Genomic DNA, 24,874 nt, shown 5'->3' with positions numbered 1-24,874 from the left:
GTCGCGCCCGGAAGATATCCAGAAGTGCTCAGGTATATCCTCGATATGGCAGAGAGCTTTGTGCTTCCAGAGAGGAGGGAGAGGACATATCCAAGAGCAGTAAAGAAAAGGCCCAGTCGCTATGCGACTAGGCCTTCTAGAAGGCGTAATTCAGCTTAATTCACATGCATTACGCCACTGTGCGGGGCTTTTTTTCGCCTGAATGTTTACGTATGAATGTTTATGTATGGATGTTTCTGTATGCGTACGGCGAGTGAAGTTTGCACAAGAAAAGGCACCAACAAGGGGCAGCCAGTAGAAGCAGTAAAAGGGATAGATAGAAAAAGAGACAGACATAAAAAAACCGGCGACTGCCGGTTTTTCTGATTCATAGAATCTTGATGTTACTTGAGATGCTTGGCGTGAAAGCGCACGTGATCTTCAATGAAGCTGGAGATGAAGTAATAGCTGTGGTCATAACCTTCTTGCATACGAAGCTCTAATGGATAGCCAGCTTCTTCTGCTGCTTGGAGCAGGTTTTCTGGCTTGAGCTGATCGTGCAAGAACTGGTCGGCATCACCTTGGTCAATGAGCATTGGCAGGTGAGACGTTGCCTTTTTGATCAATGCGCAGCTGTCGTATTCGCGCCATGCATTTTTGTCTTCCCCTAAGTAATTGCTCAGGGCTTTTTGCCCCCAAGGGACATTGATTGGGTTCACAATCGGACTAAAGGCGGACACAGAACGGTACAGGTCGCTGTTTTTCAGTGCGATGGAGAGAGCGCCGTGACCACCCATGCTGTGCCCAGAGATCGCTTTAATGTCGCTGACGGGGAAATGGTCTTCAATCACCGCCGGTAACTCTTTCACCACGTAATCGTACATGTGGTAATAGCGATTCCATGGGGCTTCTGTGGCATTCACATAAAAACCTGCGCCAATGCCGAAGTCATACGCGCAATCAGGATCGTCAGGAATGTTTTCTCCACGCGGGCTGGTATCAGGTGCAACAATGGCAATACCTAGCTCAGCAGCAATGCGGTGTGCGCCTGCTTTCTGCATGAAGTTTTCGTCTGAACACGTCAAGCCTGACAGCCAGTAAAGCACAGGGACTTTGTTGGTTTCAGAGGCTTGAGGTGGAAGAAAAATGGCAAATCGCATGTCACAGTGAACGGTGCGCGATGCGTGCGTGTATTGCTTGTGCCAACCGCCGGAACTTCGGTTGCTACTGATGTTTTCAATACTCATTACGAGCTCCATTCAAACCGCGCTTTGCAATTAGCAAAACGCGGTCGGTGACTGAATTACTTATCGAAGTGGATAACGGTGCGAATACTTTCGCCTTTATGCATGAGGTCAAACGCGTCATTAACGCCGTCTAAGCCCATGGTATGTGTGATAAAGTCATCCAGTTTGAATTCACCCGCTAGGTAGCGCTCAACGATTTCTGGCAATTCTGAACGGCCTTTAACACCACCGAATGCCGAACCTCGCCATACACGACCGGTTACCAATTGGAACGGACGGGTTGAAATTTCTTGGCCTGCGCCTGCAACACCAATGATGACTGATTCGCCCCAGCCTTTGTGACAACACTCAAGCGCAGAGCGCATGACGTTAACGTTACCAATACATTCAAACGAGTAATCCACGCCGCCATCCGTCATTTCAACGATCACGTCTTGAATCGGCTTATCAAACTTACTTGGGTTGATGCAATCGGTCGCACCCAATTTGGTTGCCAGTTCGAATTTGCTTTCGTTCAGGTCAATACCAATGATGCGGCTTGCGCCTGCCATTGCTGCGCCAATGATCGCTGACAAACCAATGCCACCAAGACCAAACACAGCAACTGTGTCGCCTTTTTGTACTTTTGCCGTGTTGAGCACGGCACCCATGCCGGTAGTGACGCCACAACCTAGCAAGCATACTTCTTCTAGAGGTGCTTCTTTGTTGACTTTAGCCAGCGAGATTTCTGGCAGCACAGTGTACTCAGAGAACGTTGAACAGCCCATGTAGTGGTAAATTGGTTGGCCGTCTTTGTAGAAACGGGTTGTGCCGTCAGGCATTAGGCCTTTACCTTGGGTTTCACGAATCTTCTGGCAAAGGTTGGTTTTGCCTGATTTACAGAACTTACACTCGCCACATTCTGGGGTGTACAGTGGAATGACGTGATCACCTACTTGCACGCTGGTGACGCCTTCGCCGATCTGCTCAACGATACCGCCGCCTTCATGACCTAAAATGGCAGGGAAAATACCTTCAGGGTCATCACCTGAAAGCGTGAAGGCATCAGTGTGACAAACACCAGTAGCGATAATACGCACAAGCACTTCGCCAGCCTTTGGTAGCATCACATCAACTTCTTCAATGCTCAGTGGTTTGCCTGCTTCCCATGCAATCGCTGCACGAGATTTGATGAATTGGTCTGTCATGAAATTATCCTCAGAAAAAGTATTGTTGCTCTCTCGACTAACCATAGAAGAGACCAGGACCATGAATAGGTTCACTTCTGTGACAACGCAGTATTGCGCTGTAAAGTTGGTCATAGTTTATTTGTTTCCTGTCACTTGATAATCCATAATTCCCGCAATTTACTTTTACTGGACAGTAACAATGGCAGATTGGCAAGGCGTTTCAGAATTTGTCGCTGTGGCAGAAACGGCAAGCTTTACCAAAGCAGCACAACGATTAGGTACATCAACGGCACATGTCAGTCGTCAAGTGTCTTTACTAGAAGATAGGTTAGATACAAGACTGTTGTTCAGAACAACCCGTCGCGTGTCGCTTACAGATGAAGGCGATACGTATTTTCAACATTGTCGCCTTCTTTTAGACGGATTACGGGAAGCTGAAAGTGCGTTAACACAGTTAAAGGAGTCACCGCGTGGGCAAATTAAACTGACTGCACCAGTCACCTATGGTGAGCAGATGATCATGCCCATCATTTTGGATTTTATGATTCAGTACCCGGACGTTGAAATCGACGTCGATTTGACCAATAACCAATTGGATTTAATTGATTCAGGGTGTGATTTTGCCATTCGCTTGGGGCGACTAGCCAATTCGTCATTGGTGTGCAAGCGCCTCGCGACACGTAAGCTGATTGTGTGTGGCTCACCAACCTACTTGGCGACAAACGGTACACCGCACACGTTGTCTGAGCTAGGCCAGCATAACTGCTTACGAGGTCAGCATGATTACTGGCGTTTCCGTGAGGATGGGCGTGAGAGAAACATTCGTATCTCGGGCTCACTACGCTGCAACAGTGGTATCGCTTTGTTAGATGCAGCCAAGCAGGGCAGTGGTTTGATTCAATTGCCAGATTATTATCTGCAAACCGCATTGGATGAAGGTTCGGTCGTGCGTGTGCTCAATAATTATCAAGATTTAGAAGAAGGGATTTGGGCATTGTTTCCTCATCGTAGGTTGCAGCCTTTGAGGGTAAAAATGCTGGTGGCGTTTTTAACCGATGCACTGACAAATAAGGTACTGTGAAGGTTCTATCAGCGCCCTTATAAACCCAAACAAACGCTCGCAGAACAAGCACCTTGAGGTTGTTTGGGTATATACTTCGTCTCGCGATCGAGTAATGGAAAGAAACAGTGGAAAACGACGTGACGCAAACAGAATTAGATCATCAATTTATGCTGCGAGCCATCGAGCTTGCGGGCAATGCAGAAGCCGAAGGTGAAGTGCCGGTGGGGGCAGTGGTTGTTCACAATGGTGTGGTGATTGGTGAAGGTTGGAATCGATTGATCGGTCAACACGATGCGACGGCACATGCTGAAATGATGGCGCTGCGTCAGGCGGGGAAAGTCCTGCAAAACTATCGATTATTGGATGCCACGCTGTACGTGACGCTCGAGCCTTGCCCAATGTGCGCCAGTGCCATGGTGCATAGCCGAATTGGCAAAGTGGTTTATGGTGCGTCTGATGCGAAAACGGGTGCCGCGGGTAGTGTGATGAACTTGCTCAGCTATGACGGTGTGAACCACCACGTCGCGTATCAAGGTGGTGTGTTAGACGTTGAATGTCGTGAGCAGTTACAAGCGTTTTTCCGTCGTCGCCGAGCGGAGAAAAAAGTGGAAAAGGACGCGCGTAGAGCCGCACTGGCTGCAGAGGGTTCTGAGATGTTGGAAAAACCGAAAAGAACCCCAAAAAATGTCACGTCGGATAAAAATGATTAATAGCTTTCCTCAAAGTCTGCGAACTCTCTGATCGCAAAGGTGCGCTGTCGCCACAACACTTTTTTCAAGTTGTTAGAACGCATTCTCTTGCGGCGGTTTGCAGCCATACTGCTGCTTCGACTAAAGCTTGCTTGAGCCTGTCTCTTCTTTGCTAACATCTGTTACTCCAAAAAGGAATGAAAAGCGCAACCAACGCTGCGCTCGTGATTCGCTAGATGGTTAAGGTTATAACCTGCTAGTGTGAATACACTATGACAGGTTAGTTGCCTTTTTTGTCGCTGTCTTTTTCGCCTTTGGGACGTTCTGACTTTTCTGGCTCAGTTAACGCTTTTTCATCGGCATTTTCCGCAGAAGCTTCACCGTCACCTTTGCGTTCACCATTTGGCGTGGCTTGTTCCATGTCTACCACAATGGTCTGCAAATCATCCACGTTATCGGCTTCTTCGCTTTGGATGGCGAGGGCCTTGTCTTGCTCATGCCCAATGATGCTTTGGTAGTAACGACGGATGTTCTCTACATAGCTTTTCGCTTCATAGCCGCGGGCGTAACCATAACGGGTTTGCGTGTAGTACTGACGCTTCGCCAACAAGGGTAAGCGTTGTTTCACATCTGCCCATGAGTCAGGGTTGCCGCCTTGCGCTTTGGTCAGTCGACGCGCATCCATCATATGGCCGAAACCAATGTTGTAAGAGGCAAAGGCAAACCAAATACGCTCATGTTCATTCACGCTGTCTGGGACGCGGTCGAGCATTTTACGTAGGTACGCTGCACCGCCTCGAATGCTTTGTTCTGGATCTAAACGGTTTTTCACGCCAACGGATTTTGCCGTAGGCAGGGTAAGCATCATCATGCCGCGAACCCCTGTTGGTGAAACCGCACGTGGGTTCCAATGGGATTCTTGGTAGGACAATGCCGCCAGTAAGCGCCAATCAAATTCGTCGGCGTACTTTTTAAATAGCGGTTCCCACTTCGGCAATTTGCTGTCGATGGCGCGCAAGAAAGCACGGGTGTCGACAAAGTCAAAACTGTCGACATGGCCGAAGTATTTCTCTTCCAATGCGGCCAATTCACCACTTTGGGTTTTCTTGCCGAAGAATTCGATCATCAGTGCATACAAGCTGTCGTCTTGGGTTTTCTTCATAAACCAAGCCACAGGCTCATCTTCCGTTAGTTCAATCGCGACGGTGATGGTGGGGTGGGTGCGTTGGATCAGCGCAATATCGACAGAGTCGGCAATCGTAAAGTCGAGTTGTCCATCGGCTACCTGTTTAAGAAGCTCGTCATCGTCGGTGTCTTTGATACTTTCCCAAATCAAATCTGGGTATTCGCGCTGAATGGCTTGAAGTGTCATGGCATGGCTGGAACCTTCCACCACGGCGATACGTGCGCCATCTTTATTAAGCTCAGTGAGATTACGCGGACGCCAATGGCCGTTTTTGTACACCAATTGCTGGCTGACAAAATAATACGCAGGGCCTGGGCGGAATTGCTTCATGCGCTCTTCGGTAATGGTTAGGCCTGCAGCCAAAATATCCACATCACCACGCTCAAGCGCGGGGAAAAGGCCTGAAAGGGTATACGCCGGCTGCATTTCGAGCTTCACGCCAAGGCTATCTGCAAATTGGGTCGCGAGTTCGAAGTCGAGACCTGTCGGGCCATCAGAACCAATGTAATATGACAGTTGGTTGTTGAGCGTGCCTACACGCAACACACCACGATCGCGGATTTTCTCCAGCTCAGATCGGTCGTCATAGTGCCATTCGCAGGCGGAAAGAAAGAAAACCGCGATGAAGCCTGCAAGCAGGGGATAAAGTCGTTTTACTGCGTTCGAGTTCAAAAAGATATGCTCACTCTCTATCGATAGGGGACTGTTATATCAAAGCTCGCACTATGCGAAAAGCCGAGCTGCATTTCTTGCTGAATTTGTGCTGTATTCTGACGAGAACGACGGTCATCAGAAAAAAGTTACGCAAACGGTTGCGTCAGGTGTTACGTCGCTCACCTTTTTACCCTATAATACCGCCCCGAAGGCCTTGTTGGAGGCTCAAAAGTGGTATCGACGTGGCTTTTCCATGAACGTTAGCAACGATTAATCATGGGGTTAGGTCAATGTCACTTTAATCCACCGCTAACCGAGAGACGTACGCACATGGAAATTTTGCGTGGTTCCCCCGCTCTGTCCGATTTTCGAGTCAATAAACTTCTAGAAAGCTGTCAGGCGAATGATTTGCCTGTTACTGGCCTCTATGCAGAGTATACCCATTTCGCTGATATCAGCGCGCCGTTGAGTGAAGATGAACAACAAAAGTTGGCACGTCTTCTCACGTACGGACCAACAATCGCTGAACATGCTCCAACAGGAACCTTGATTCTTGTTACGCCACGTCCCGGCACCATTTCTCCTTGGTCCTCTAAAGCGACCGATATCGCGCACAACTGCGGATTAAATCAAATTAAGCGTCTTGAGCGCGGCACGGCTTACTACGTTGAGCTGTCTACTGCACTGACCGAAGCACAAACACACACACTTATTGGTCTACTTCACGACCGTATGATGGAAGTGGTGTTTGCTGACATGGCAGAGGCTTCTGCACTGTTCATTGAAGCGACGCCTGCACCCGTGAAGGCCGTTGATGTGTTGGGTGGTGGTCGCGAAGCATTGGTTACCGCGAACGTGGAGCTGGGCCTTGCGCTTGCAGACGATGAAATTGATTACTTGGTGGAAAGCTTCATCAAACTGGGCCGCAATCCGAACGACATCGAATTGATGATGTTTGCTCAGGCTAACTCAGAGCACTGCCGTCACAAGATTTTCAACGCCGATTGGACAATCGATGGTGTTGATCAGGACAAGAGCCTGTTCAAAATGATCAAAAATACGTTTGAGCACAACAGCGAAAACGTATTGTCAGCGTACAAAGATAACGCCGCTGTTATGAAGGGCTCTGAGGTGGGTCGTTTCTTCCCGAACCCTGAATCTCGCCAATATAACTACCATCAGGAAGCGGCACACATCCTGATGAAAGTCGAAACACACAACCACCCAACGGCGATTTCTCCGTGGCCGGGCGCTTCTACCGGTTCTGGTGGTGAAATCCGTGATGAAGGCGCAACCGGCATTGGTGGTAAGCCCAAAGCGGGCTTGGTTGGTTTTACCGTTTCTAACCTTCGCATTCCGGGTTTTGAACAGCCTTGGGAAACCGATTTCGGCAAACCTGACCGTATCGTGAATGCGTTGGACATCATGCTAGAAGGCCCTCTGGGTGGCGCGGCATTTAACAACGAATTTGGTCGTCCGAACCTGTTGGGTTACTTCCGTACTTACGAAGAAAAGGTCACGTCACACAACGGTGAAGAAGTTCGTGGTTACCACAAGCCAATCATGATTGCTGGTGGTATGGGTAACATTCGCGAGCAACACGTTCAGAAGAAAGAAATCCCGGTTGGCGCGAAGCTTATCGTGCTGGGCGGCCCTGCAATGAATATCGGTCTTGGCGGTGGCGCAGCCTCGTCAATGGCGTCGGGTCAGTCAGCAGAAGATCTCGATTTTGCATCAGTACAGCGTGAAAACCCAGAAATGGAACGCCGTTGTCAGGAAGTGATCGACCGTTGTTGGCAGTTAGGTGAAAACAACCCTATCGCCTTTATCCACGATGTGGGCGCGGGCGGTATTTCTAACGCATTGCCAGAATTGGTCGATGACGGTGAGCGAGGCGGTAAATTCCAGCTACGTGATGTACCGAACGATGAGCCGGGCATGAGCCCGCTAGAGATTTGGTGTAACGAATCTCAAGAACGTTATGTGATGGCCGTTGCCCCAGAACACATGGCCGTGTTCGATGCAATTTGTCAGCGCGAGCGCGCACCTTATGCCGTTGTAGGTGAAGCGACAGAAGAGCGTCACTTAACCCTTGAAGATGATCATTTTGATAACACGCCTATCGACATGCCGCTTGACGTGTTGCTGGGTAAACCACCGAAAATGCACCGCGACGTTCAAACGCAGAAAGTGGAAGGCAAAGCGATCGACCGTACAGGTATCTCGGTTGAAGACGCATCACTTCGCGTACTTCGCCTTCCTTCTGTGGCAGAAAAAACCTTCCTGATCACCATTGGCGACCGCACGGTAACAGGCTTAGTTGCGCGTGACCAAATGGTTGGCCCTTGGCAGGTACCCGTGGCGAACTGTGCGGTAACAGCAGCAAGTTATGACACCTACCACGGCGAAGCGATGTCGATGGGTGAGCGTACGCCAGTTGCTCTGCTTGATTTCGCAGCATCGGCACGTTTGGCCGTGGCCGAGTCACTGACAAACATCGCATGTTCTGACATTGGCGACCTGAAGCGCATTAACCTCTCAGCGAACTGGATGGCTGCAGCGGGCCACCCAGGCGAAGATGCAGGCCTTTACGAAGCTGTGAAGGCGATCGGTGAAGAGCTGTGTCCTGCGCTTGATTTGACGATTCCAGTGGGCAAAGACTCCATGTCGATGAAAACCCGTTGGGAGCAGGATGGCGAGCAGAAAGAAAATACCTCACCACTTTCTTTGGTGATCACGGCATTTGGTCGTGTTGAAGATGTACGTAAAACGGTGACGCCTCAACTTCGAACCGACAAAGGCGAGAGCGCATTGGTGTTGGTCGACTTAGGTCAAGGCCAAAACCGTCTAGGTGCAACCGCTCTGGCGCAGGTTTACAAGCAATTGGGTGACAAACCCGCTGATGTTGATAGCCCTGAACTACTGAAAGGCTTCTTCAATGCGATGCAAACGTTGGTACGTGACGAGAAGCTATTGGCTTACCACGACCGCGGCGACGGTGGTCTTTATGTCACCTTGGCAGAAATGGCGTTTGCAGGTCACGTTGGCCTAGAAGTGGACATCAATACCTTGTCTGCAACAGGCGAGTGTGATGATGAGATTGCAGCTCTGTTCAATGAAGAACTGGGTGCTGTCATTCAAGTGCGCACCGAAGACTTGGATATGGTTCAATCGACGTTAGCTTCCCACGGTTTGGAAGCGTGTAGCCATGTTATTGGTACGTTGAGCGATGAAGATACGGTTCGCATTTGGAACGGTGATGATTTGGTGTTGGAACAAAACCGCACTGAGCTTCGTACCATCTGGGCGGAAACGACCCACAAAATGCAAGCAATGCGTGACAACCCAGGCTGTGCAGACCAAGAGTTTGCAGCGAAGAAAGATGTCACCGACCCTGGCTTGAGCGCCGCATTGTCGTTTGACGTGCAAGAAGACGTGGCTGCACCGTTCATCGCAACGGGTGCACGTCCTCAAATGGCGATCTTGCGTGAGCAAGGCGTTAACTCACACGTTGAAATGGCAGCGGCATTTGATCGTGCTGGCTTTGACGCGAAAGACGTTCACATGAGTGACGTGCTGAGCGGCAACGTGACGTTGGAAGGCTTTAATGGTCTTGTGGCGTGTGGCGGCTTCTCTTACGGTGACGTATTGGGCGCTGGCGAAGGCTGGGCGAAATCTATCTTGTTTAACGACATGGCACGTGACCAGTTCGAACGTTTCTTCCACCGCGGCGATTCCTTTGCGCTAGGTGTATGTAACGGTTGTCAAATGCTGTCGAACCTTCATGACCTGATCCCTGGCGCTGATTTGTGGCCACGCTTTGTGCGTAACGAATCTGAGCGTTTTGAAGCGCGTTTCAGCTTGGTAGAAGTGCAAGAGAACCCATCCCTGTTCCTTGGTGGCATGGCGGGTTCTCGTATGCCTATCGCGGTTTCTCACGGTGAAGGCCGTGTGGAAGTGCGCAATGCTGAGCACCTTGCTGCGATTGAACAATCTGGCACAGTCGCCCTGCGTTACTTGGATAACTTCGGCAACGTAACGGACAATTACCCGTCGAACCCGAACGGATCGCCAAACGGCATCACTGGCCTCACAACCACAGACGGCCGTGTGACCATCATGATGCCGCACCCTGAGCGTGTATTCCGTACTGTGGCGAATTCATGGCACCCAGACAGTTGGGGCGAAGATAGCCCATGGATGCGTATGTTCCGCAATGCGCGTGTAACGCTAGGATAATTTGGTGAAGGAATCACCAAACTTGTGACACAAACCGCTACCCACGGGTGGCGGTTTTTTATCTCATTGCATGCGGTAAGGGCGAGAAGGTATATTCCGATGGCAATGAAGGAGAGATGCAAATGGACAGTGCAATCAGTTTTACACTCATTCCCACGGGACAAGTCTCATCTGAGCTGTTGACCCGTTTCCCCGCGTTATCTCAACTCGATGAGATTTCTTCCGATCAAGAAGTGCCCGTGTTAGTGGCAGAAAAAGACGGTGCAACGGTCGCCGTTGCCGTACTTTCTCATGCAAAACGTCATAACGGCATTATGGTGGAAAACGCCACATTGACCCTGCTTGAAGTGGATCAATCCTCACGTTTACAGGGTATCGGTAAAACGTTGCTAAATGCGTTAGAAGCATACGCAGCAACCATCACTCATGAGCTTAAAGTGGATTGTGGTGCCGTGATTGGGCGTAAACCTATGCAGTCATTACTGACGAATTCAGGTTACCAACCGCCGTTTGCAAGCGGTGATGCGAAGCCAACCCAATGGAAAAAATCTCTGATTTGAGCCGATGCGGTGCACGAATGTGAGAGTGAAAGCTGCGCGATAATTCTCACCTCGGGTTACAATTAACATCATAGCGTTAAACGAATTTATTGATGATATTGCTGATTCGGTTACTAGGGATTGGCACTTATAGGGAATGCGACATGAAAAAAATCGAAGCGATTATCAAACCATTTAAGCTAGATGACGTCCGTGAAGCGTTAGCTGAAGTGGGTATCACAGGTATGACGGTATCTGAAGTGAAAGGTTTTGGCCGTCAGAAAGGCCACACCGAGTTATACCGTGGTGCTGAATACATGGTCGACTTTCTGCCGAAAGTGAAGCTAGAGATTGTCGTTGCAGATGATATGGCAGAGCAGTGTGTAGATACCATTGTTGAAACGGCACAGACTGGAAAAATCGGCGACGGCAAAATTTTCGTTACCGAAGTGGAGCGTGTTGTTCGTATCCGTACGGGTGAAGAAGACGAAGAAGCGGTGTAAATTTCACCCTCAAATATTTAGAAGGCCTCCCATTGGGAGGCCTTTTTGTTGCCGAAAGCTTTTGGCTGATGTGTTATTGAGCGACGGGTTATTGAGCGACGGGTTATTGACCGATGAGCTATTGACCGATACCCGTTGCGTCATTGATGACATGGTAAATGTAATTTTGCTCTACCGCGCCTTGGAACAACCACGCTTGAGGGCCACGCGCGAAGATAATGACATCTTCTCCTGAGTGGGTTTCAGAGCCCAATCCAACCAATGCTTGTTGGAGGTAGTCGAGTTTCAACACTTGTTCCTGAGAAACGCTAGGGCGTGGAGATTCTCCAACGGCACCCGGGCCATTACCGTAAACAATGGTGGTATAGGTGTTGCCATCGACGTCCTTGTTATATTTACCTTGTTGTTTCGACAGGCCCAGTATTGGGTTACCTCTTTCTGCGTAACCGTTCATGATCATGGTGTGCGCATGGTCAGCAGTAACGATGATGAGGGTATCTTTAGGATCGGTTTTTTCGAGTGCGACCTTGATGGCGTCATCGTAGGCTTTGGTGTCTTCTAATGCGCGAGCTGCATTGCCACCGTGGTGCGCATGGTCAATACGTCCCGCTTCGACCATTAGCACATAGCCTTCTTTGTCTTGCTCAAGGATATCGATGGCCTTGTCCGTCATTTGTGCCAGCGAAGGTTCTTTGTTATCGACTTGTCGGTCCGCTTCATATTGCATGTGGCTTGGCTCGAACAAGCCTAGAACACGGGTTTTCTCATCGACTTTGATACTGTCAAAACCATCAAGGTTATACACGAATTGGCCGTCACTGTAGCGCGCTTGCCATTCTTCAATCAGGTTGCGGCCATCTGTACGCTTCCCACCTTTATCCGGGTATTCAGGGTCTGTGGCATCAGCGGGTATGAATTCGCGACGCCCACCACCAAAGGCCACTTGGAAACCGTCACCAACGTCAAAAGCGACGAGCTGACTTGCGATGTCTTTACAGCCTTGCTCCTTGGCAATGTTCGGGATTTTGCTGTCATTTTCCCAATTACGGTCTGGGCTATGAGCATACGCCGTTGCTGGGGTTGCATGGGTGATGCGTGCGGTAGAAACAACGCCCACTGCTTTGCCTTTGTCTGCTGCTAGCTCGAAGATAGAACTGGCTTCGTTGCCTGCGACAGTGTCGCAAAACCCTCTGCGAACGTTGTCATTAACGTTAATAATACCGCCTTTGGTTTTTACACCTGTGACGATCGCTGTAGCTGTACCGGCAGAGTCTGGGGTTTGCATGTCGGTATTGTAGGTTTTGGAAAGGGCGACATGTGGCAGCGTTTCCATGGTGAGTATGTTTTCTTCACCACTGCTGCCATTTTGTTGGCCCACATAAATACGTGCGGCGGTTATTGTTCCTAAGCTCATGCCGTCACCGATGAATACGATGACGTTTTTTGCTTGGCCGATGATAGGGGTATTTTTCTTTGCGTTTTCAATAGCCGACTGAGCGTCCTTATACCAAACATCACTTTGTTGCGGTACAGCAGCCGTTGCGGATCCTGCAACTAAGCATGTCGCGATAAGAGAAAGGGTAAATTGCTTTTTCATTGTTTTAATCCATTACTTTTGTTTATTGGCAATATTGTTATTAGCACCAATGAAGCAATGATGATGTTTCAATGACAACGTGAAGTTGGGGGTGGGATGTTTGTATGACTAATAAGACAGTAAATCAACAGGAAAGGGTATAAGTCAGCACGTCGAATTCACGCCGACGTGCTAATTTTTAGTTTATTCGTCAGTTAATAGCACACCACGTAACGGTCAGGTCGATGGTTCATGGTAAGTACAAGATTAAGTACAAATGCGCCCATTGCCGAGCACGCTAAAAGCCAAGGCGAGACGAAGAAAAACGAGGCGAGTAGAATCGATAAATCGATACCCATTTGAACGTTACCCGCGCGCACCCCAAACTTTTCTTGGCAGAAAAGGGCCAGAACATTGAACCCCCCTAAGCTGGCGTTGTGGCGAAAAATCATCAGCATGCCAACACCCATCAGCAATCCACCGATCAATGCGCAATACACGGGTGATAGCCAATCCACGCTGAACACATGGCCGATGTTGTCCGTGATAATGGAAACCATTGCGCCTGCGAATACGCTTCTTAACGCAAATTGACGCCCAAAGCGTTGCCACGCCATGACATAAAAAGGCAGGTTAAACAGGAAATACAGCGTGCCAAACGACAGATCTACAAATTGATTGAGCAAAAGTGCCAGTCCTGTCGTACCGCCTGTAAGAAGGCCAGCCTGTTGAAGAAAGAACACGCCCTGCGCCACGATAAATGTACCTGACAGAATGGCGATTACGTCTTCGAGGGACGTGTGTCTAGCGGTTAAGTTCAAAAGGTTCTCCCAAAATGGTGTTGCTTCGCAAATTTGTCGTTTTTAAAGGAAAAAATGACGTTGCTAACGAGCCATTAAAACAAAAAGTGGGAAATCTTAATGAGTAAGGAAAACATTGAAAAGAGGTGCCTTAAAGACAGCCTTGAGGCTGTGTCATAAATGCGTTACACACTGTAAAGAGAAACGGTTTACACATCCTGTTGAATGGCGGCGCTATGCCGCTTTGCAGCCGATGGGTGAATTGAATTCATGGTTAGAATGAAAAATGACCATGTTCGGCAGCGCAAAAAAAATGTGATTGCTACTACCTGTTGCGCAACAAATTTTGTAGAATCGCACCAGTTAGGAAAACCGTGACGAAAACGTTTGCGTCCGCATGGATACTGGTGTTTAAGAAACGGTAAAAACCCACTTATTCTGAGGTTACAACCAGGTTGACTAAATCACTTGTTCCTATCGAGTTATTTAGCCAACTTGGTTAAACACGTTAGCCTAGGGAACAATCTGAGTCAGGAGATACAGATGCTAAAGCGTGACATGAATATCGCTGATTACGATCCAGAGCTTTTTACTGCGATCCAGGAAGAAACTGCACGTCAAGAAGAGCACATTGAGCTCATCGCGTCAGAAAACTACACCAGCCCTCGCGTTATGGAAGCGCAAGGTTCCCAGCTAACCAATAAATACGCTGAAGGCTACCCAGGCAAGCGCTACTACGGCGGTTGTGAGTACGTTGATAAAGCGGAAGCATTAGCCATTGACCGCGCGTGTGCATTGTTTAATGCAGAATATGCGAACGTTCAACCACACTCAGGCTCTCAAGCTAACAGTGCGATTTACATGGCATTGTTGAACCCTGGTGATACAGTCCTAGGCATGAGCCTAGCGCACGGTGGTCACTTGACGCACGGCTCTCCAGTAAACTTCTCTGGTAAGCACTACAATGTGATTCCGTACGGTATCGACGAAGCGGGTCAAATTAACTACGACGAAATGGAAGCGTTGGCGATTGAGCACAACCCTAAAATGATCATCGGTGGTTTCTCTGCTTACTCACAGATCGTTGATTGGGCGCGTATGCGTGAAATCGCCGACAAAGTGGGTGCTTACCTGTTTGTTGATATGGCACACGTAGCGGGTCTGATCGCGGCGGGTGTTTACCCAACGCCAGTGCCACACGCACACGTTGTTTCTACGACGACGCACAAAACGTTGGCAGGTCCACGCGGTGGTTTGATTCTTTCAAATGCTGGCGAAGACATGTACAAGAAGCTGAACTCAGCAGTATTCCCTGGTGGTCAAGGTGGTCCTTTGATGCACGTTATCGCGGCAAAAGCGGTTGCGTTCAAAGAAGCGATGGAACCTGAATTCAAAGCGTACCAACAGCGCGTTGTTGATAACGCAAAAGCCATGGTTGCTCAGTTCCAAGAGCGCGGTTACAAAATCGTGTCTAACAGCACAGAAAACCACCTGCTTTTGGTTGATTTGATCGACAAAAACATCACTGGTAAAGAAGCGGATGCAGCATTGGGTGCGGCGAACATCACTGTGAACAAAAACAGTGTGCCAAATGACCCACGCAGCCCATTCGTAACATCAGGTATCCGTGTTGGTTCTCCTGCAATTACGCGTCGTGGTTTTACCCAAGATGATGCAAAAGAACTGGCTAACTGGATGTGTGATGTGCTGGATGACATCGAAAACCAAGATGTTATTAACGCGACCAAAGCGAAAGTGCTTGAAATCTGTAAGCGTCTACCTGTTTACGCGTAAGCCGTAAATTGACGACAAAAAGCACCTTCGGGTGCTTTTTTTGGCTCTAAATTCACCACTTTCGTCATTCTACCCACTTACCCTTTAGGTTAAATCGGTTACACTGTTCTTCAATTATTGAAGGAGGCGAGATGCACTGTCCATTCTGTGGTGCAAATGACACCAAAGTGATCGATTCACGACTTGTGGCTGACGGCCACCAGGTGCGTCGTCGTCGCCAGTGTTTAGCGTGTAGCGAACGTTATACCACGTTTGAAACTGCCGAACTGGTGATGCCGCGTATCATCAAAACCAATGGCAACCGAGATCCGTTCAACGAAGATAAAATGCGTGGCGGTATTCAGCGTGCGTTGGAAAAACGCCCAGTCAGTGCTGACGACATCGAGAAAGCCATCAACACCATCAAATCCACCATTCGTGCAACAGGTGAACGCGAAGTGTCGTCTACCTTGGTGGGTAATCTCGTGATGGATGCATTAAAAGAACTCGATAAGGTGGCGTATATTCGCTTCGCGTCCGTATATCATAGCTTTGAAGATATTCGTGATTTTGGCGAAGAGATTGCTCGCCTAGAAAAATAAGCGGATTCATGTTTTCTATTTTTGATTCAGAAATGATGCAGCGCGCGCTCGATTTAGCGCAGCGCGGCCTTTACACAACAGCGCCAAACCCGAACGTTGGGTGTGTGATCACCCAAGGTGATGACATTGTCGGTGAAGGCTTCCATTTTCGCGCTGGGGAGCCTCATGCTGAAGTCCATGCCTTAAAAGACGCGGGCGAACGCGCATTGGGCGCGACCGCTTATGTTACGCTTGAGCCTTGCTCTCACTACGGCCGAACGCCCCCTTGTGCTGATGCGCTTATCAATGCAAAGGTAAGCCGTGTAGTGTGTGCCATGGTAGACCCCAACCCGAAAGTGGCAGGTCAAGGTATACAGCGAATGCGCGATGCAGGTATTCAAGTTGATGTTGGCTTGATGCAAGCACAGGCTGAAGCATTGAATCCAGGTTTCATCAAAATGATGAAAACCGGCGTCCCACTTGTTCAGTTGAAGCTCGCGTCGAGCCTTGATGGCCGTACGGCGCTGGCCAACGGAAAAAGCCAATGGATCACAGGGCCGGAAGCACGCAGTGATGTTCAAGGCTTCCGTGCTGTTGCTGGTGCGATCCTTTCAACCAGTCAGACTGTCCATGATGACAATCCATCGTTGAATGTGCGCTGGGCGCAGTTACCTCAAGATGTAAAAGCACATTACGATGAGGCGACCTTGCGTCAGCCTCTCCGTGTGATACTTGATTCGAAAGGTACCCTTTCTACAACGTCACAACTCTTCTCTTTGGAGGGGGATATCGTCGTCGTCACCGCGAATACCTCGTTGTCTTTTGAGCAAGAGAATATCGATGTCATTGTGGTGCCCAAGAGCACAAAAGGCATAGACTTGAACGCGGCACTTCGCGCATTGGCAAGCAAAGGCATTAACCACATTTGGGTTGAAGCGGGGGCAACGCTCGCAGGCAGTTTGCTTGCTGAAAACCTCGTTGATGAGCTGATTGTTTATCAAGCGCCAAAGTTGATGGGGGCGGACAGCCGAGCCTTGGTGAATCTCGAAGGGATCGTCTCCATGGAGCATGTCCCGACCTATTCTTTGACGGACGTTTGCCAAATGGGCAACGACATTCGTCTGCGATTACACAAGCAGTAACACTCAAAGCGAAGAAGTATGTTTACAGGAATTATCGAAGCGGTTGGCCGTATTCAGAAGATTACGCCAAAAGGGACTGACATCGCCCTGACTGTTGACAGCGGAAAACTGGATCTGTCAGATGTGAAGCTGGGTGATAGCATTGCCACCAATGGCGTGTGTTTGACCGTGGTTGAATTGACAGGTAACGGGTATGTTGCTGACCTTTCAACGGAAACATTGAAGCGTACTGCGTTTGTCCACTATCAAGCTGGGCAAAAAGTGAACCTTGAAAAAGCCATGCTGCCTACGACACGTTTTGGTGGTCATATGGTATCAGGCCATGTCGATGGGCTGGCCACTGTCGTGTCTCGTGAGCAAACGGGGCGTGCAGTTGAGTTTTGGCTCGAAGCATCCGCAAGTTTGGCGAAGTACCTCGCAGAGAAAGGGTCCGTCACGATCGATGGCATTAGTTTGACCATCAATGCAGTCGATGGTGCGCGTTTCAAGCTGACCATTGTGCCGCACACCGCATTGGAAACCACCATTGAAGATTTGAGTGTCGGCAAGCAAGTGAATCTCGAAGTGGATGTGATTGCACGCTACCTAGAAAGATTGATGATGGGCGACCGCGCCGCGCAGCAAACCGGCGAAGGTGGATTGACCATGGCAAAACTCGCGGAGTCGGGTTTTCTTAGATAATGTAACCCTTGCCGTTTGGGCAAAGGCAGATGTAACAAGGAACGAACAATGGCCATAAGCAGCGCAGAAGAGATCATTGAAGATATTCGTCAGGGCAAGATGGTAATCCTGATGGATGACGAAGACCGAGAAAATGAAGGCGATTTAATCATCGCGGCCGAGAAGGTTACCCCTGAAGCCATTAATTTTATGGCGATGTATGGTCGCGGTCTGATTTGCTTAACCATGACGAAAGATCGTTGCCAACGTCTTGGTCTGCCGCTGATGGTCAGCGACAACAATGCGCAATTTTCTACCGCATTTACCGTGTCTATCGAAGCGGCGACCGGTGTCACCACGGGGATTTCTGCTGCTGATCGTGCACGCACTGTAGAAGCGGCTGTGGCCCCGAATGCGGTTGCGGCTGACTTGGTGCAACCGGGACACATTTTCCCGTTGATGGCGCAAGACGGTGGTGTTTTGACACGTGCAGGCCACACTGAAGCAGGCTGTGATTTGGCGCGTCTAGGCGGATTTTCTCCGTCTGGTGTCATTGTTGAAATTCTCAATGAAGACGGCACCATGGCGCGTCGTCCTGATTTGGAAAAGTTCGGTGAAAAACACGACATCAAACTCGGCACCATTGCCGATTTGATTGAATACCGTAACAACAACGAAACCACCATCGAGCGTGTGGCGGCGTGTAAGCTGCCAACGGATTTTGGTGAATTTGACCTGATTACGTATCGTGACACCATCGATAACCAAGTGCATTATGCGCTGCGTAAAGGTGAGGTTGATAACCAGCCGACCATGGTGCGCGTGCACTTGCAAGATACCTTTACTGACGTGCTTCACTCTGACCGTTCGGCAGAGCGTAGCTGGTCACTGACGGATGCAATGAAGCGCATTAACGCCGAAGGCGGTGTGTTGGTCATCCTTGGCAAAGAAGAATCGGCAGACGGCATCATCGAAAAAGTGCGTAATTTTGAAGCGCAGGACAAAGGTGACCGCCCAGCATCCGCCAAGTGGCAAGGTACAAGTCGCCGTGTGGGTGTTGGTTCGCAGATCTTAGCCGATCTTGGTGTGACAGAAATGCGCTTGTTGTCATCCACATCAAAACGTTATCACGCTCTGTCAGGGTTTGGCTTGAAAGTTGTTGAGTACGTTTGCGATTAAACTGAATTAAGACGTTCTAACAATGAAAGCGCAGCACTCGCTGCGTTTTTTGATTTGCAGGGCGTAAACATAGATACCCAAACAACCTGAAGATACAGGATTCAGCGAGTTTGGTTATGCACAATACATTGCGGGATAAGCGCTAGAAGCTTTGCTGAAAAGTGTGATAGAATCCCGCGGTTTCTCAATCCGGATAAATAAGTCACAGGAAGGCCCATGAAGGTAATCGAAGGTGCATTTGCAGCACCAAATGCTCAAGTTGCTATCGTTATCTCCCGATTCAACAGCTTCATTAACGAAAGTCTGCTGGATGGAGCCATTGATGCACTGAAGCGTCAGGGCCAGGTTAGCGAAGAGAACATTACTGTAGTACGTTGCCCAGGTGCTTACGAGTTGCCATTGGTTGCACAACGTGTTGCAAAAAGCGGTCGTTACGACGCAATCATCGCCTTAGGATCTGTGATCCGCGGCGGTACGCCACACTTTGACTATGTGGCCGGAGAATGTAACAAAGGTCTAGCACAAGTTGCATTGGAGTTTGATACTCCTGTTGCTTTTGGTGTCCTGACTGTTGACACCATCGAACAAGCCATCGAACGCGCGGGTACCAAGGCTGGTAATAAAGGGGCAGAGGCTGCACTAAGCGCGCTTGAAATGGTAAATGTCCTGTCCCAAATCGAATCCTAACGGGGGTTATCGTGAAACCAGCCGCAAGACGCAATGCGCGTCATTTTGCACTACAAGCCATTTATTCTTGGCAATTAACCAAAGGCAACGTTGCTGATATCGAAGCACAGTTTCTTTCGGCAGATAATTACGAAGAAGAAGAGCATCAGGCCGAAGAGCCACGCCTACGCCAACCTGAAACGGATGTAGAATACTTCCGTGACCTGTTTGCAGGCGTTGTGTTGAACCACCAAGAAATGGACAGCAAAATGCGTCCTTACTTGTCTCGTCCAATCCAAGATCTGGATGAGATGGAACATGCACTTCTGCGTCTAGCTATGTATGAGCTAACAAAACGTGAAGATGTTCCTTTCAAAGTTGTGATTAACGAAGCTATTGAGCTGGCGAAGCGTTTCGGCGCAGAAGACAGCCACAAATTCGTGAACGGTGTGCTTGATAAAGCCGTACCGACACTAAGAAAGAAATAATCTGAAAGACAGATAAAAAGGCCAGCCTCGCTGGCCTTTTTCTTATCAGCCCTCTAACGTTTGGAAAGAAAGGATGTCAGGAAACGAATTTGATTTGATTCATCGATATTTCAAGGCTCAGCCCGTTGTTCGAAAAGACGTGGTGCTGGGGATCGGTGATGACGCAGCCGTGATCTCTCTTCCTGAAAACAGCCAATTGGTGGTGACGACCGATTCGCTGGTCGCAGGCACCCATTTCTTGGCAGATGCCGACCCTGTCAAAGTTGCGCATAAAGCGCTGGCGTCAAATTTAAGCGACCTCGCCGCCATGGGCGCCGTGCCTGCATGGTGTTCGCTTGCACTCACCATGCCTTCACCGGATGAAGCGTGGCTCGCAGGCTTCTGCGATGGTTTCTACAAGCTGGCTGAATATTACAATGTCCAGTTGATCGGTGGAGACACCACCAAAGGTCCATTGAGCATCACTATCACATTACAAGGTATTGTTCCTGCTGGAACAGCGATCCGTCGTGATGGCGCGAACGCGGGCGATTGGCTGTATGTTACTGGTAACTTGGGTGACAGCGCCGCTGGCCTTGATGTCATTCTTTCTGGCAATGCACCAAGCACTGAGCTTGAAGAAACATTACTTAACCGTCACTACTACTCACAACCGCGAGTATTAGCGGGCCAAGCGCTACGCGCGGTGGCATCGTCTGCGCTCGATATTTCAGATGGCTTAGCTGCCGACCTTTCCCATATCCTAAAAGCCAGCGGTGTGTCTGCAGTGATCAATACAGAAGCGCTTCCTGTTTCTGATGCATTGCTCGAATACGCAGGCAGTGCTGAAAATGCCGCGAAAATGGCCCTGTCTAGCGGTGAAGAGTACGAACTATGTTTTACCGTGCCTGAGAGCCACCGTGGAGCGATAGACACGGCATTGGCTCACACCAACACCCCAGTGACCTGCATTGGTCAAATTCGTCACGGAGAGGGCTTACAGTTGCGATGGCAGGGACAAGCGGTGGATTGGCAGTTAGCCGGTTGGGACCATTTTCGGAGTGATGTATGAGTAACCCTATTAGTAAAATTCGACTCTCAAACCCGATCCATTTACTCGCCACGGGCTTTGGTTCCGGGTTGTCACCTTGGGTGCCGGGCACCATGGGTACACTCGCAGCTGTGCCTTTCTATTTGTTGATGGCGTCGCTGTCTCCCACGTTACTGATTGTCGCCATTGTGTTGGGTTCAGCGGTGGGTATTTACTTGTGTGAGCGTACCTCGTCTGACATGGGTGTTCATGACCATGGCAGTATCGTCTGGGACGAATTTATCGGTTTTTGGATCACGATGTTACTGGTACCAGTGACCGATTGGCAGACGGTACTGGCAGGCTTCGTGATTTTCCGTTTCTTCGACATGGTAAAACCGTGGCCGATCAGTTGGCTTGATAAGCAGGTTCACGGTGGCGTTGGCATCATGCTTGATGACATTGTGGCGGGCTTAATGTCAATGGTCGCATTATGGGCGGGACACACATATATGGATTGGTGGTAATCCAAACAAAGATGTGATGTTTTCACACCATGACGAGAGCTGACCATGACGAGAAAGACTGGAAATGAAAACGGCGCTGAATGCGCCGTTTTTTTGATTGGATTGAAGGTCATGTTACGTGTAACAACTAACTGGCAAGGTAGCGGCGAATTTGCGCCTCAATGCCTTTCCCATCAATTTCCAATTCTTGGTGAAGCTCTTGCTGCGTACCTTGGTGAACAAATTTGTCTGGTAGACCAATCTGAAGCACAGGTTTAATTTGGCGTGACTTCATCAGGTATTCAATCACACCTGAACCCGCACCACCTGCAATCGCATTTTCTTCAGCGGTGACAATCACATCATGGGTTGCCACAAGCTCGTCAATGAGCGCTTCATCCAACGGCTTCACAAAGCGCATGTCAGCAACGGTCGCGTTGAGGTTTTCAGCAGCTTCCAATGCGTATGACTGCATGGTACCGAAGCTTAGAATCGCCACTTTTTCGCCTTGGCGACGCACCACGCCTTTGCCGATTGGCAATGCGGTCATTTCTTGCTCGACGTCTGCACCAGTGCCCGTACCGCGAGGGTAACGCACAGCAGAAGGGCCTTGGTGTTTGTGACCGGTGTAAAGCATTTGGCGACATTCGTTTTCATCGCTCGGTGCCATGATCACCATGTTCGGAATGCAACGCATAAAGCTCAGATCAAAGGCACCTTGGTGCGTTTGTCCGTCAGCGCCCACGAGACCACCACGGTCAATGGCGAACATAACAGGCAAATCCATGATGGCAACATCGTGAATCAATTGGTCGTAACCGCGCTGTAGGAAAGTCGAATAGATCGCGACAACGGGGTTATAGCCACCAATGGCCATGCCAGTACCCAGTGTGACTGCATGTTGTTCTGCGATAGCGACATCAAAATAGCGATCGGGATATTCTTTCGAAAAACGCACCATGCCAGACCCCTCGCGCATTGCTGGGGTGATGGCGAGAAGTTTTTCATCTTCTGCGGCCATGTCGCACAACCAATCGCCAAAGATTTTGGAAAAGGTTGGGCCTGATGCAGCCGCTTTGGGCAATTTATTTTCAGCAGGGTTGAATTTCGGCACGGCGTGGTAGCCGATAGGATCTTTCTCTGCGGGCTCGTAGCCTTTGCCCTTTTTGGTCATCACATGCAGGAACTGTGGCCCTTTAAGGTTACGCATGTTCTTGATGGTTTTAACCAATTCTTCCACATCGTGCCCATCAACAGGGCCGATGTAGTTAAAGCCGAGTTCTTCAAACAAGGTGCCAGGCACAACCATGCCCTTGAGGTGTTCTTCTGCACGACGAACCAACTCTTTGATTGGTGGTGCGCCAGAAAGTACTTTCTTACCGCCTTCGCGGATAGACGTGTAGAAGTTTCCTGAAAGTAATTGCGCGAGGTGGTTGTTCAACGCGCCGACGTTTTCAGAGATCGACATTTCGTTGTCGTTGAGTACAACCAACATGTCTGAATGGACACCACCGGCATGGTTCATGGCTTCAAAGGCCATACCAGCAGTGATTGCACCGTCGCCGATAACGCTGACCACTTTGCGTTCGCGGCCTTCTTTTTCCGCTGCGATAGCGAGCCCTAAAGCCGCACTGATCGACGTGGAACTATGGCCAACAGAAAGCACATCGTATTCACTTTCTTCACGCCAAGGAAACGGGTGTAGCCCCTCTTTTTGGCGGATAGTGGACATGCGCTCACGACGACCTGTCAGAATTTTGTGAGGGTAAGCTTGATGGCCTACATCCCAAACGAGATGGTCAAAAGGTGTGTTGTATACATAATGCAGAGCAACGGTGAGCTCAACGGTGCCTAACCCAGATGCAAAGTGTCCACTCGAGTGGCTCACTGAGTTGAGCAGGTAGGTTCGGAGCTCGCCACACAGCGTCGGCAACACATCCCGCGGGAGTGTCCGCAATTCATCAGGTGTATTTGCCAGCGCAAGCGTTGGGTATTTTGCGATATCGAGAGTCATAAATTCGTTTTGGCACGACTTAATTGTTTTTAGTTATTGCGCTCGATGATATATCGGGCGAATAGCTCTAATTGCTGTGTATTGTAGGGGATTGCGTCTAGCGCGTGTAGTGCTTCTTTATAAAGAAGTTCTGCTTTCTCTTTTGCCCCTTCAAGGCCGAGCAGTGCAGGGTACGTGCTTTTGTCCGCTGCAACGTCAGAACCTTGTGGTTTTCCAAGTGTTTCAGTGTCGCTGATAATGTCGAGAATGTCGTCCTGTACTTGGAATGCCAGGCCGATCGCCTCAGAAAACTTATCGAGTTGTGGCAAGCATGCGACGCCTTTGTCGCCCGCGGCGTAAGCGCCTAGTCTCACCGCACACCGGATCAACGCACCGGTTTTGTTTCTGTGAATCGTCTCAAGCGATTGCAAATCAATGTGCTTGCCTTCGGCAGCAAGATCGAGCGCTTGACCTAAACACATCCCTGCGGCACCGGACGCGGCAGCAAGCTCTTTTACCATATGAATACGGTACGCATTGCCTTGGTCACAAAGATCACCCTCGGCCAGTATCGTAAAGGCGAGCGTTTGAAGTGCATCACCCGCCAATATGGCGCTCGCTTCATCAAATGCAATGTGACAGGTTGGTTGGCCACGACGTAAATCGTCATCATCCATGGCGGGTAAATCATCATGGATAAGGGAATAGGCGTGAATGCATTCAACGGCGGACGCTGGCGTATCCAATGCGTCGTCGTCGAGGCCGAATAGTTGGCCTGTTACGTACGTTAAATAAGGGCGTACGCGCTTTCCACCCAACAAGGTGCCGTGCTTCATCGCTTGGATTAAAGGCTGGTCGTGATGACCAAGAGAGTCTATCCAGTGAGCGAGCTGGCGATTGTTGCGTTCCTGATAATGACGAAGGGTGGTGTGCAGAGCGGTGTTACTCATCGCGGATATCTTCGAACTGTTCCAAAGGTGCATTATCATCTTGCGCGAGAAGGATTTCTACGCGTTGTTCGGCATCCGTTAAGGTTTTTTGACCTTGACGTGCCAGCGAGATACCACGTTCGAATTGCTTCAGCGCCGCATCGAGCGGTAATTCACCGTTTTCGAGACCATTCACGATTGTGTCTAACTCTTTGAGTGTCTCTTCAAAGGTCATATTTTCTGGTTTCTTGGCTGCCATGATGATTCTACATTGGGGAGAATGGCGGAGAAGTTAACTCAGCGT

General features: G+C 49.5%; 23 protein-coding genes and 1 pseudogene. 15 read left to right on the top strand and 9 right to left on the bottom strand.

All coding sequences use genetic code 11. The annotated features are described in order from the left end of the window. A pseudogene (locus tag BM082_RS24780) lies at positions 1-159 on the top strand (IS4 family transposase); the annotation flags it as partial. Positions 160-383: 224 nt separating this feature from the next. Here BM082_RS24780 and fghA read toward each other — a convergent pair. Beyond that, positions 384-1,226: an S-formylglutathione hydrolase gene (gene fghA / locus BM082_RS11690; RefSeq protein ID WP_074926996.1), complete on the bottom strand. Its 843-nt coding sequence runs from the start codon at positions 1,224-1,226 to the stop codon at positions 384-386. A 56-nt stretch (positions 1,227-1,282) separates the two neighbouring features. Beyond that, positions 1,283-2,413, bottom strand: a complete 1,131-nt coding sequence (locus tag BM082_RS11685) for an S-(hydroxymethyl)glutathione dehydrogenase/class III alcohol dehydrogenase (RefSeq protein ID WP_017011368.1) — start codon at positions 2,411-2,413, stop codon at positions 1,283-1,285. A gap of 181 nt (positions 2,414-2,594) precedes the next feature. Here BM082_RS11685 and BM082_RS11680 point away from each other — a divergent pair, with 181 nt between their 5' ends. Further along, positions 2,595-3,476 (top strand): LysR substrate-binding domain-containing protein, encoded by an 882-nt coding sequence (locus BM082_RS11680; protein WP_017011367.1) that lies wholly within the window; start codon positions 2,595-2,597, stop codon positions 3,474-3,476. Positions 3,477-3,595: 119 nt separating this feature from the next. Continuing rightward, positions 3,596-4,168 carry a tRNA adenosine(34) deaminase TadA gene (gene tadA, locus BM082_RS11675; protein ID WP_074927000.1) on the top strand — a complete coding sequence of 191 codons (573 nt, stop codon included), beginning with the start codon at positions 3,596-3,598 and terminating at the stop codon, positions 4,166-4,168. Here the strand turns inward: tadA and BM082_RS25085 are convergent. Then, on the bottom strand, positions 4,165-4,326 hold the full coding sequence (locus BM082_RS25085) for a hypothetical protein (RefSeq protein WP_017011365.1): 162 nt from the start codon (positions 4,324-4,326) through the stop codon (positions 4,165-4,167). The genes tadA and BM082_RS25085 overlap by 4 nt on opposite strands. 101 nt (positions 4,327-4,427) lie before the next feature. Beyond that, positions 4,428-5,972 carry a membrane-bound lytic murein transglycosylase MltF gene (mltF, locus tag BM082_RS11670; protein WP_280138444.1) on the bottom strand — a complete coding sequence of 515 codons (1,545 nt, stop codon included), beginning with the start codon at positions 5,970-5,972 and terminating at the stop codon, positions 4,428-4,430. A gap of 345 nt (positions 5,973-6,317) precedes the next feature. Between mltF and purL the strand changes: the two genes are divergently transcribed. The 3 genes from purL (at position 6,318) to glnB (ending at position 11,268) form a co-directional block, all read left to right on the top strand. Continuing rightward, positions 6,318-10,226, top strand: coding sequence for a phosphoribosylformylglycinamidine synthase (gene purL / locus BM082_RS11665; protein WP_017016692.1), 3,909 nt, complete (start codon positions 6,318-6,320; stop codon positions 10,224-10,226). A 122-nt stretch (positions 10,227-10,348) separates the two neighbouring features. After that, positions 10,349-10,786 (top strand): GNAT family N-acetyltransferase, encoded by a 438-nt coding sequence (locus BM082_RS11660; RefSeq protein WP_017016693.1) that lies wholly within the window; start codon positions 10,349-10,351, stop codon positions 10,784-10,786. A 143-nt stretch (positions 10,787-10,929) separates the two neighbouring features. Continuing rightward, complete coding sequence (gene glnB, locus BM082_RS11655) at positions 10,930-11,268, top strand: nitrogen regulatory protein P-II (RefSeq protein WP_017011361.1); 339 nt, start codon at positions 10,930-10,932, stop codon at positions 11,266-11,268. A gap of 118 nt (positions 11,269-11,386) precedes the next feature. On the opposite strand, the gene BM082_RS11650 is transcribed toward glnB, so the two are convergent. Both BM082_RS11650 and BM082_RS11645 read right to left on the bottom strand, forming a co-directional pair. After that, positions 11,387-12,865 carry an alkaline phosphatase family protein gene (locus tag BM082_RS11650; protein ID WP_017016694.1) on the bottom strand — a complete coding sequence of 493 codons (1,479 nt, stop codon included), beginning with the start codon at positions 12,863-12,865 and terminating at the stop codon, positions 11,387-11,389. Positions 12,866-13,059: 194 nt separating this feature from the next. After that, on the bottom strand, positions 13,060-13,665 hold the full coding sequence (locus BM082_RS11645; RefSeq protein ID WP_074926992.1) for a DUF6198 family protein: 606 nt from the start codon (positions 13,663-13,665) through the stop codon (positions 13,060-13,062). A 522-nt stretch (positions 13,666-14,187) separates the two neighbouring features. On the opposite strand from BM082_RS11645, the gene glyA reads away from it, so the two are divergent. The 9 genes from glyA to pgpA all read left to right on the top strand — a co-directional run bounded on the left by glyA (position 14,188) and on the right by pgpA (position 21,669). Further along, complete coding sequence (gene glyA, locus BM082_RS11640) at positions 14,188-15,438, top strand: serine hydroxymethyltransferase (RefSeq protein WP_017011357.1); 1,251 nt, start codon at positions 14,188-14,190, stop codon at positions 15,436-15,438. A 131-nt stretch (positions 15,439-15,569) separates the two neighbouring features. Next, on the top strand, positions 15,570-16,019 hold the full coding sequence (gene nrdR / locus BM082_RS11635) for a transcriptional regulator NrdR (protein WP_017011356.1): 450 nt from the start codon (positions 15,570-15,572) through the stop codon (positions 16,017-16,019). An 8-nt stretch (positions 16,020-16,027) separates the two neighbouring features. Further along, complete coding sequence (ribD, locus tag BM082_RS11630) at positions 16,028-17,140, top strand: bifunctional diaminohydroxyphosphoribosylaminopyrimidine deaminase/5-amino-6-(5-phosphoribosylamino)uracil reductase RibD (protein ID WP_017011355.1); 1,113 nt, start codon at positions 16,028-16,030, stop codon at positions 17,138-17,140. An 18-nt stretch (positions 17,141-17,158) separates the two neighbouring features. Further along, entirely contained in the window at positions 17,159-17,821 is a 663-nt protein-coding gene (locus BM082_RS11625; protein WP_017011354.1) for a riboflavin synthase, read from the top strand. A gap of 48 nt (positions 17,822-17,869) precedes the next feature. Then, positions 17,870-18,979 (top strand): bifunctional 3,4-dihydroxy-2-butanone-4-phosphate synthase/GTP cyclohydrolase II, encoded by a 1,110-nt coding sequence (gene ribBA / locus BM082_RS11620; protein ID WP_017011353.1) that lies wholly within the window; start codon positions 17,870-17,872, stop codon positions 18,977-18,979. 216 nt (positions 18,980-19,195) lie between these two features. After that, positions 19,196-19,666 (top strand): 6,7-dimethyl-8-ribityllumazine synthase, encoded by a 471-nt coding sequence (ribH, locus tag BM082_RS11615; protein ID WP_016959723.1) that lies wholly within the window; start codon positions 19,196-19,198, stop codon positions 19,664-19,666. After that, positions 19,660-20,133, top strand: coding sequence for a transcription antitermination factor NusB (nusB, locus tag BM082_RS11610; RefSeq protein WP_371734780.1), 474 nt, complete (start codon positions 19,660-19,662; stop codon positions 20,131-20,133). The genes ribH and nusB overlap by 7 nt, the downstream gene beginning before the upstream one ends. A gap of 73 nt (positions 20,134-20,206) precedes the next feature. Then, entirely contained in the window at positions 20,207-21,184 is a 978-nt protein-coding gene (gene thiL, locus BM082_RS11605) for a thiamine-phosphate kinase (protein WP_017011351.1), read from the top strand. Next, entirely contained in the window at positions 21,181-21,669 is a 489-nt protein-coding gene (gene pgpA / locus BM082_RS11600) for a phosphatidylglycerophosphatase A (protein WP_017011350.1), read from the top strand. Before thiL ends, pgpA begins: the two co-directional genes overlap by 4 nt. A gap of 127 nt (positions 21,670-21,796) precedes the next feature. Here pgpA and dxs read toward each other — a convergent pair whose 3' ends face one another. The 3 genes from dxs to xseB are packed head-to-tail and all read right to left on the bottom strand — an operon-like array spanning position 21,797 to position 24,829. Continuing rightward, entirely contained in the window at positions 21,797-23,662 is a 1,866-nt protein-coding gene (gene dxs, locus BM082_RS11595) for a 1-deoxy-D-xylulose-5-phosphate synthase (RefSeq protein ID WP_017012630.1), read from the bottom strand. A gap of 29 nt (positions 23,663-23,691) precedes the next feature. After that, positions 23,692-24,591, bottom strand: coding sequence for a (2E,6E)-farnesyl diphosphate synthase (gene ispA, locus BM082_RS11590; RefSeq protein ID WP_074926990.1), 900 nt, complete (start codon positions 24,589-24,591; stop codon positions 23,692-23,694). Beyond that, positions 24,584-24,829: an exodeoxyribonuclease VII small subunit gene (gene xseB / locus BM082_RS11585; RefSeq protein ID WP_017011347.1), complete on the bottom strand. Its 246-nt coding sequence runs from the start codon at positions 24,827-24,829 to the stop codon at positions 24,584-24,586. Before xseB ends, ispA begins: the two co-directional genes overlap by 8 nt. Positions 24,830-24,874 lie beyond the last annotated feature (45 nt).

It is taken from the genome of Enterovibrio norvegicus DSM 15893 (genome assembly GCF_900115495.1).
GTDB classification, from domain to species: domain Bacteria; phylum Pseudomonadota; class Gammaproteobacteria; order Enterobacterales; family Vibrionaceae; genus Enterovibrio; species Enterovibrio norvegicus.
This window is presented reverse-complemented; position numbering and strand designations above follow the sequence as displayed.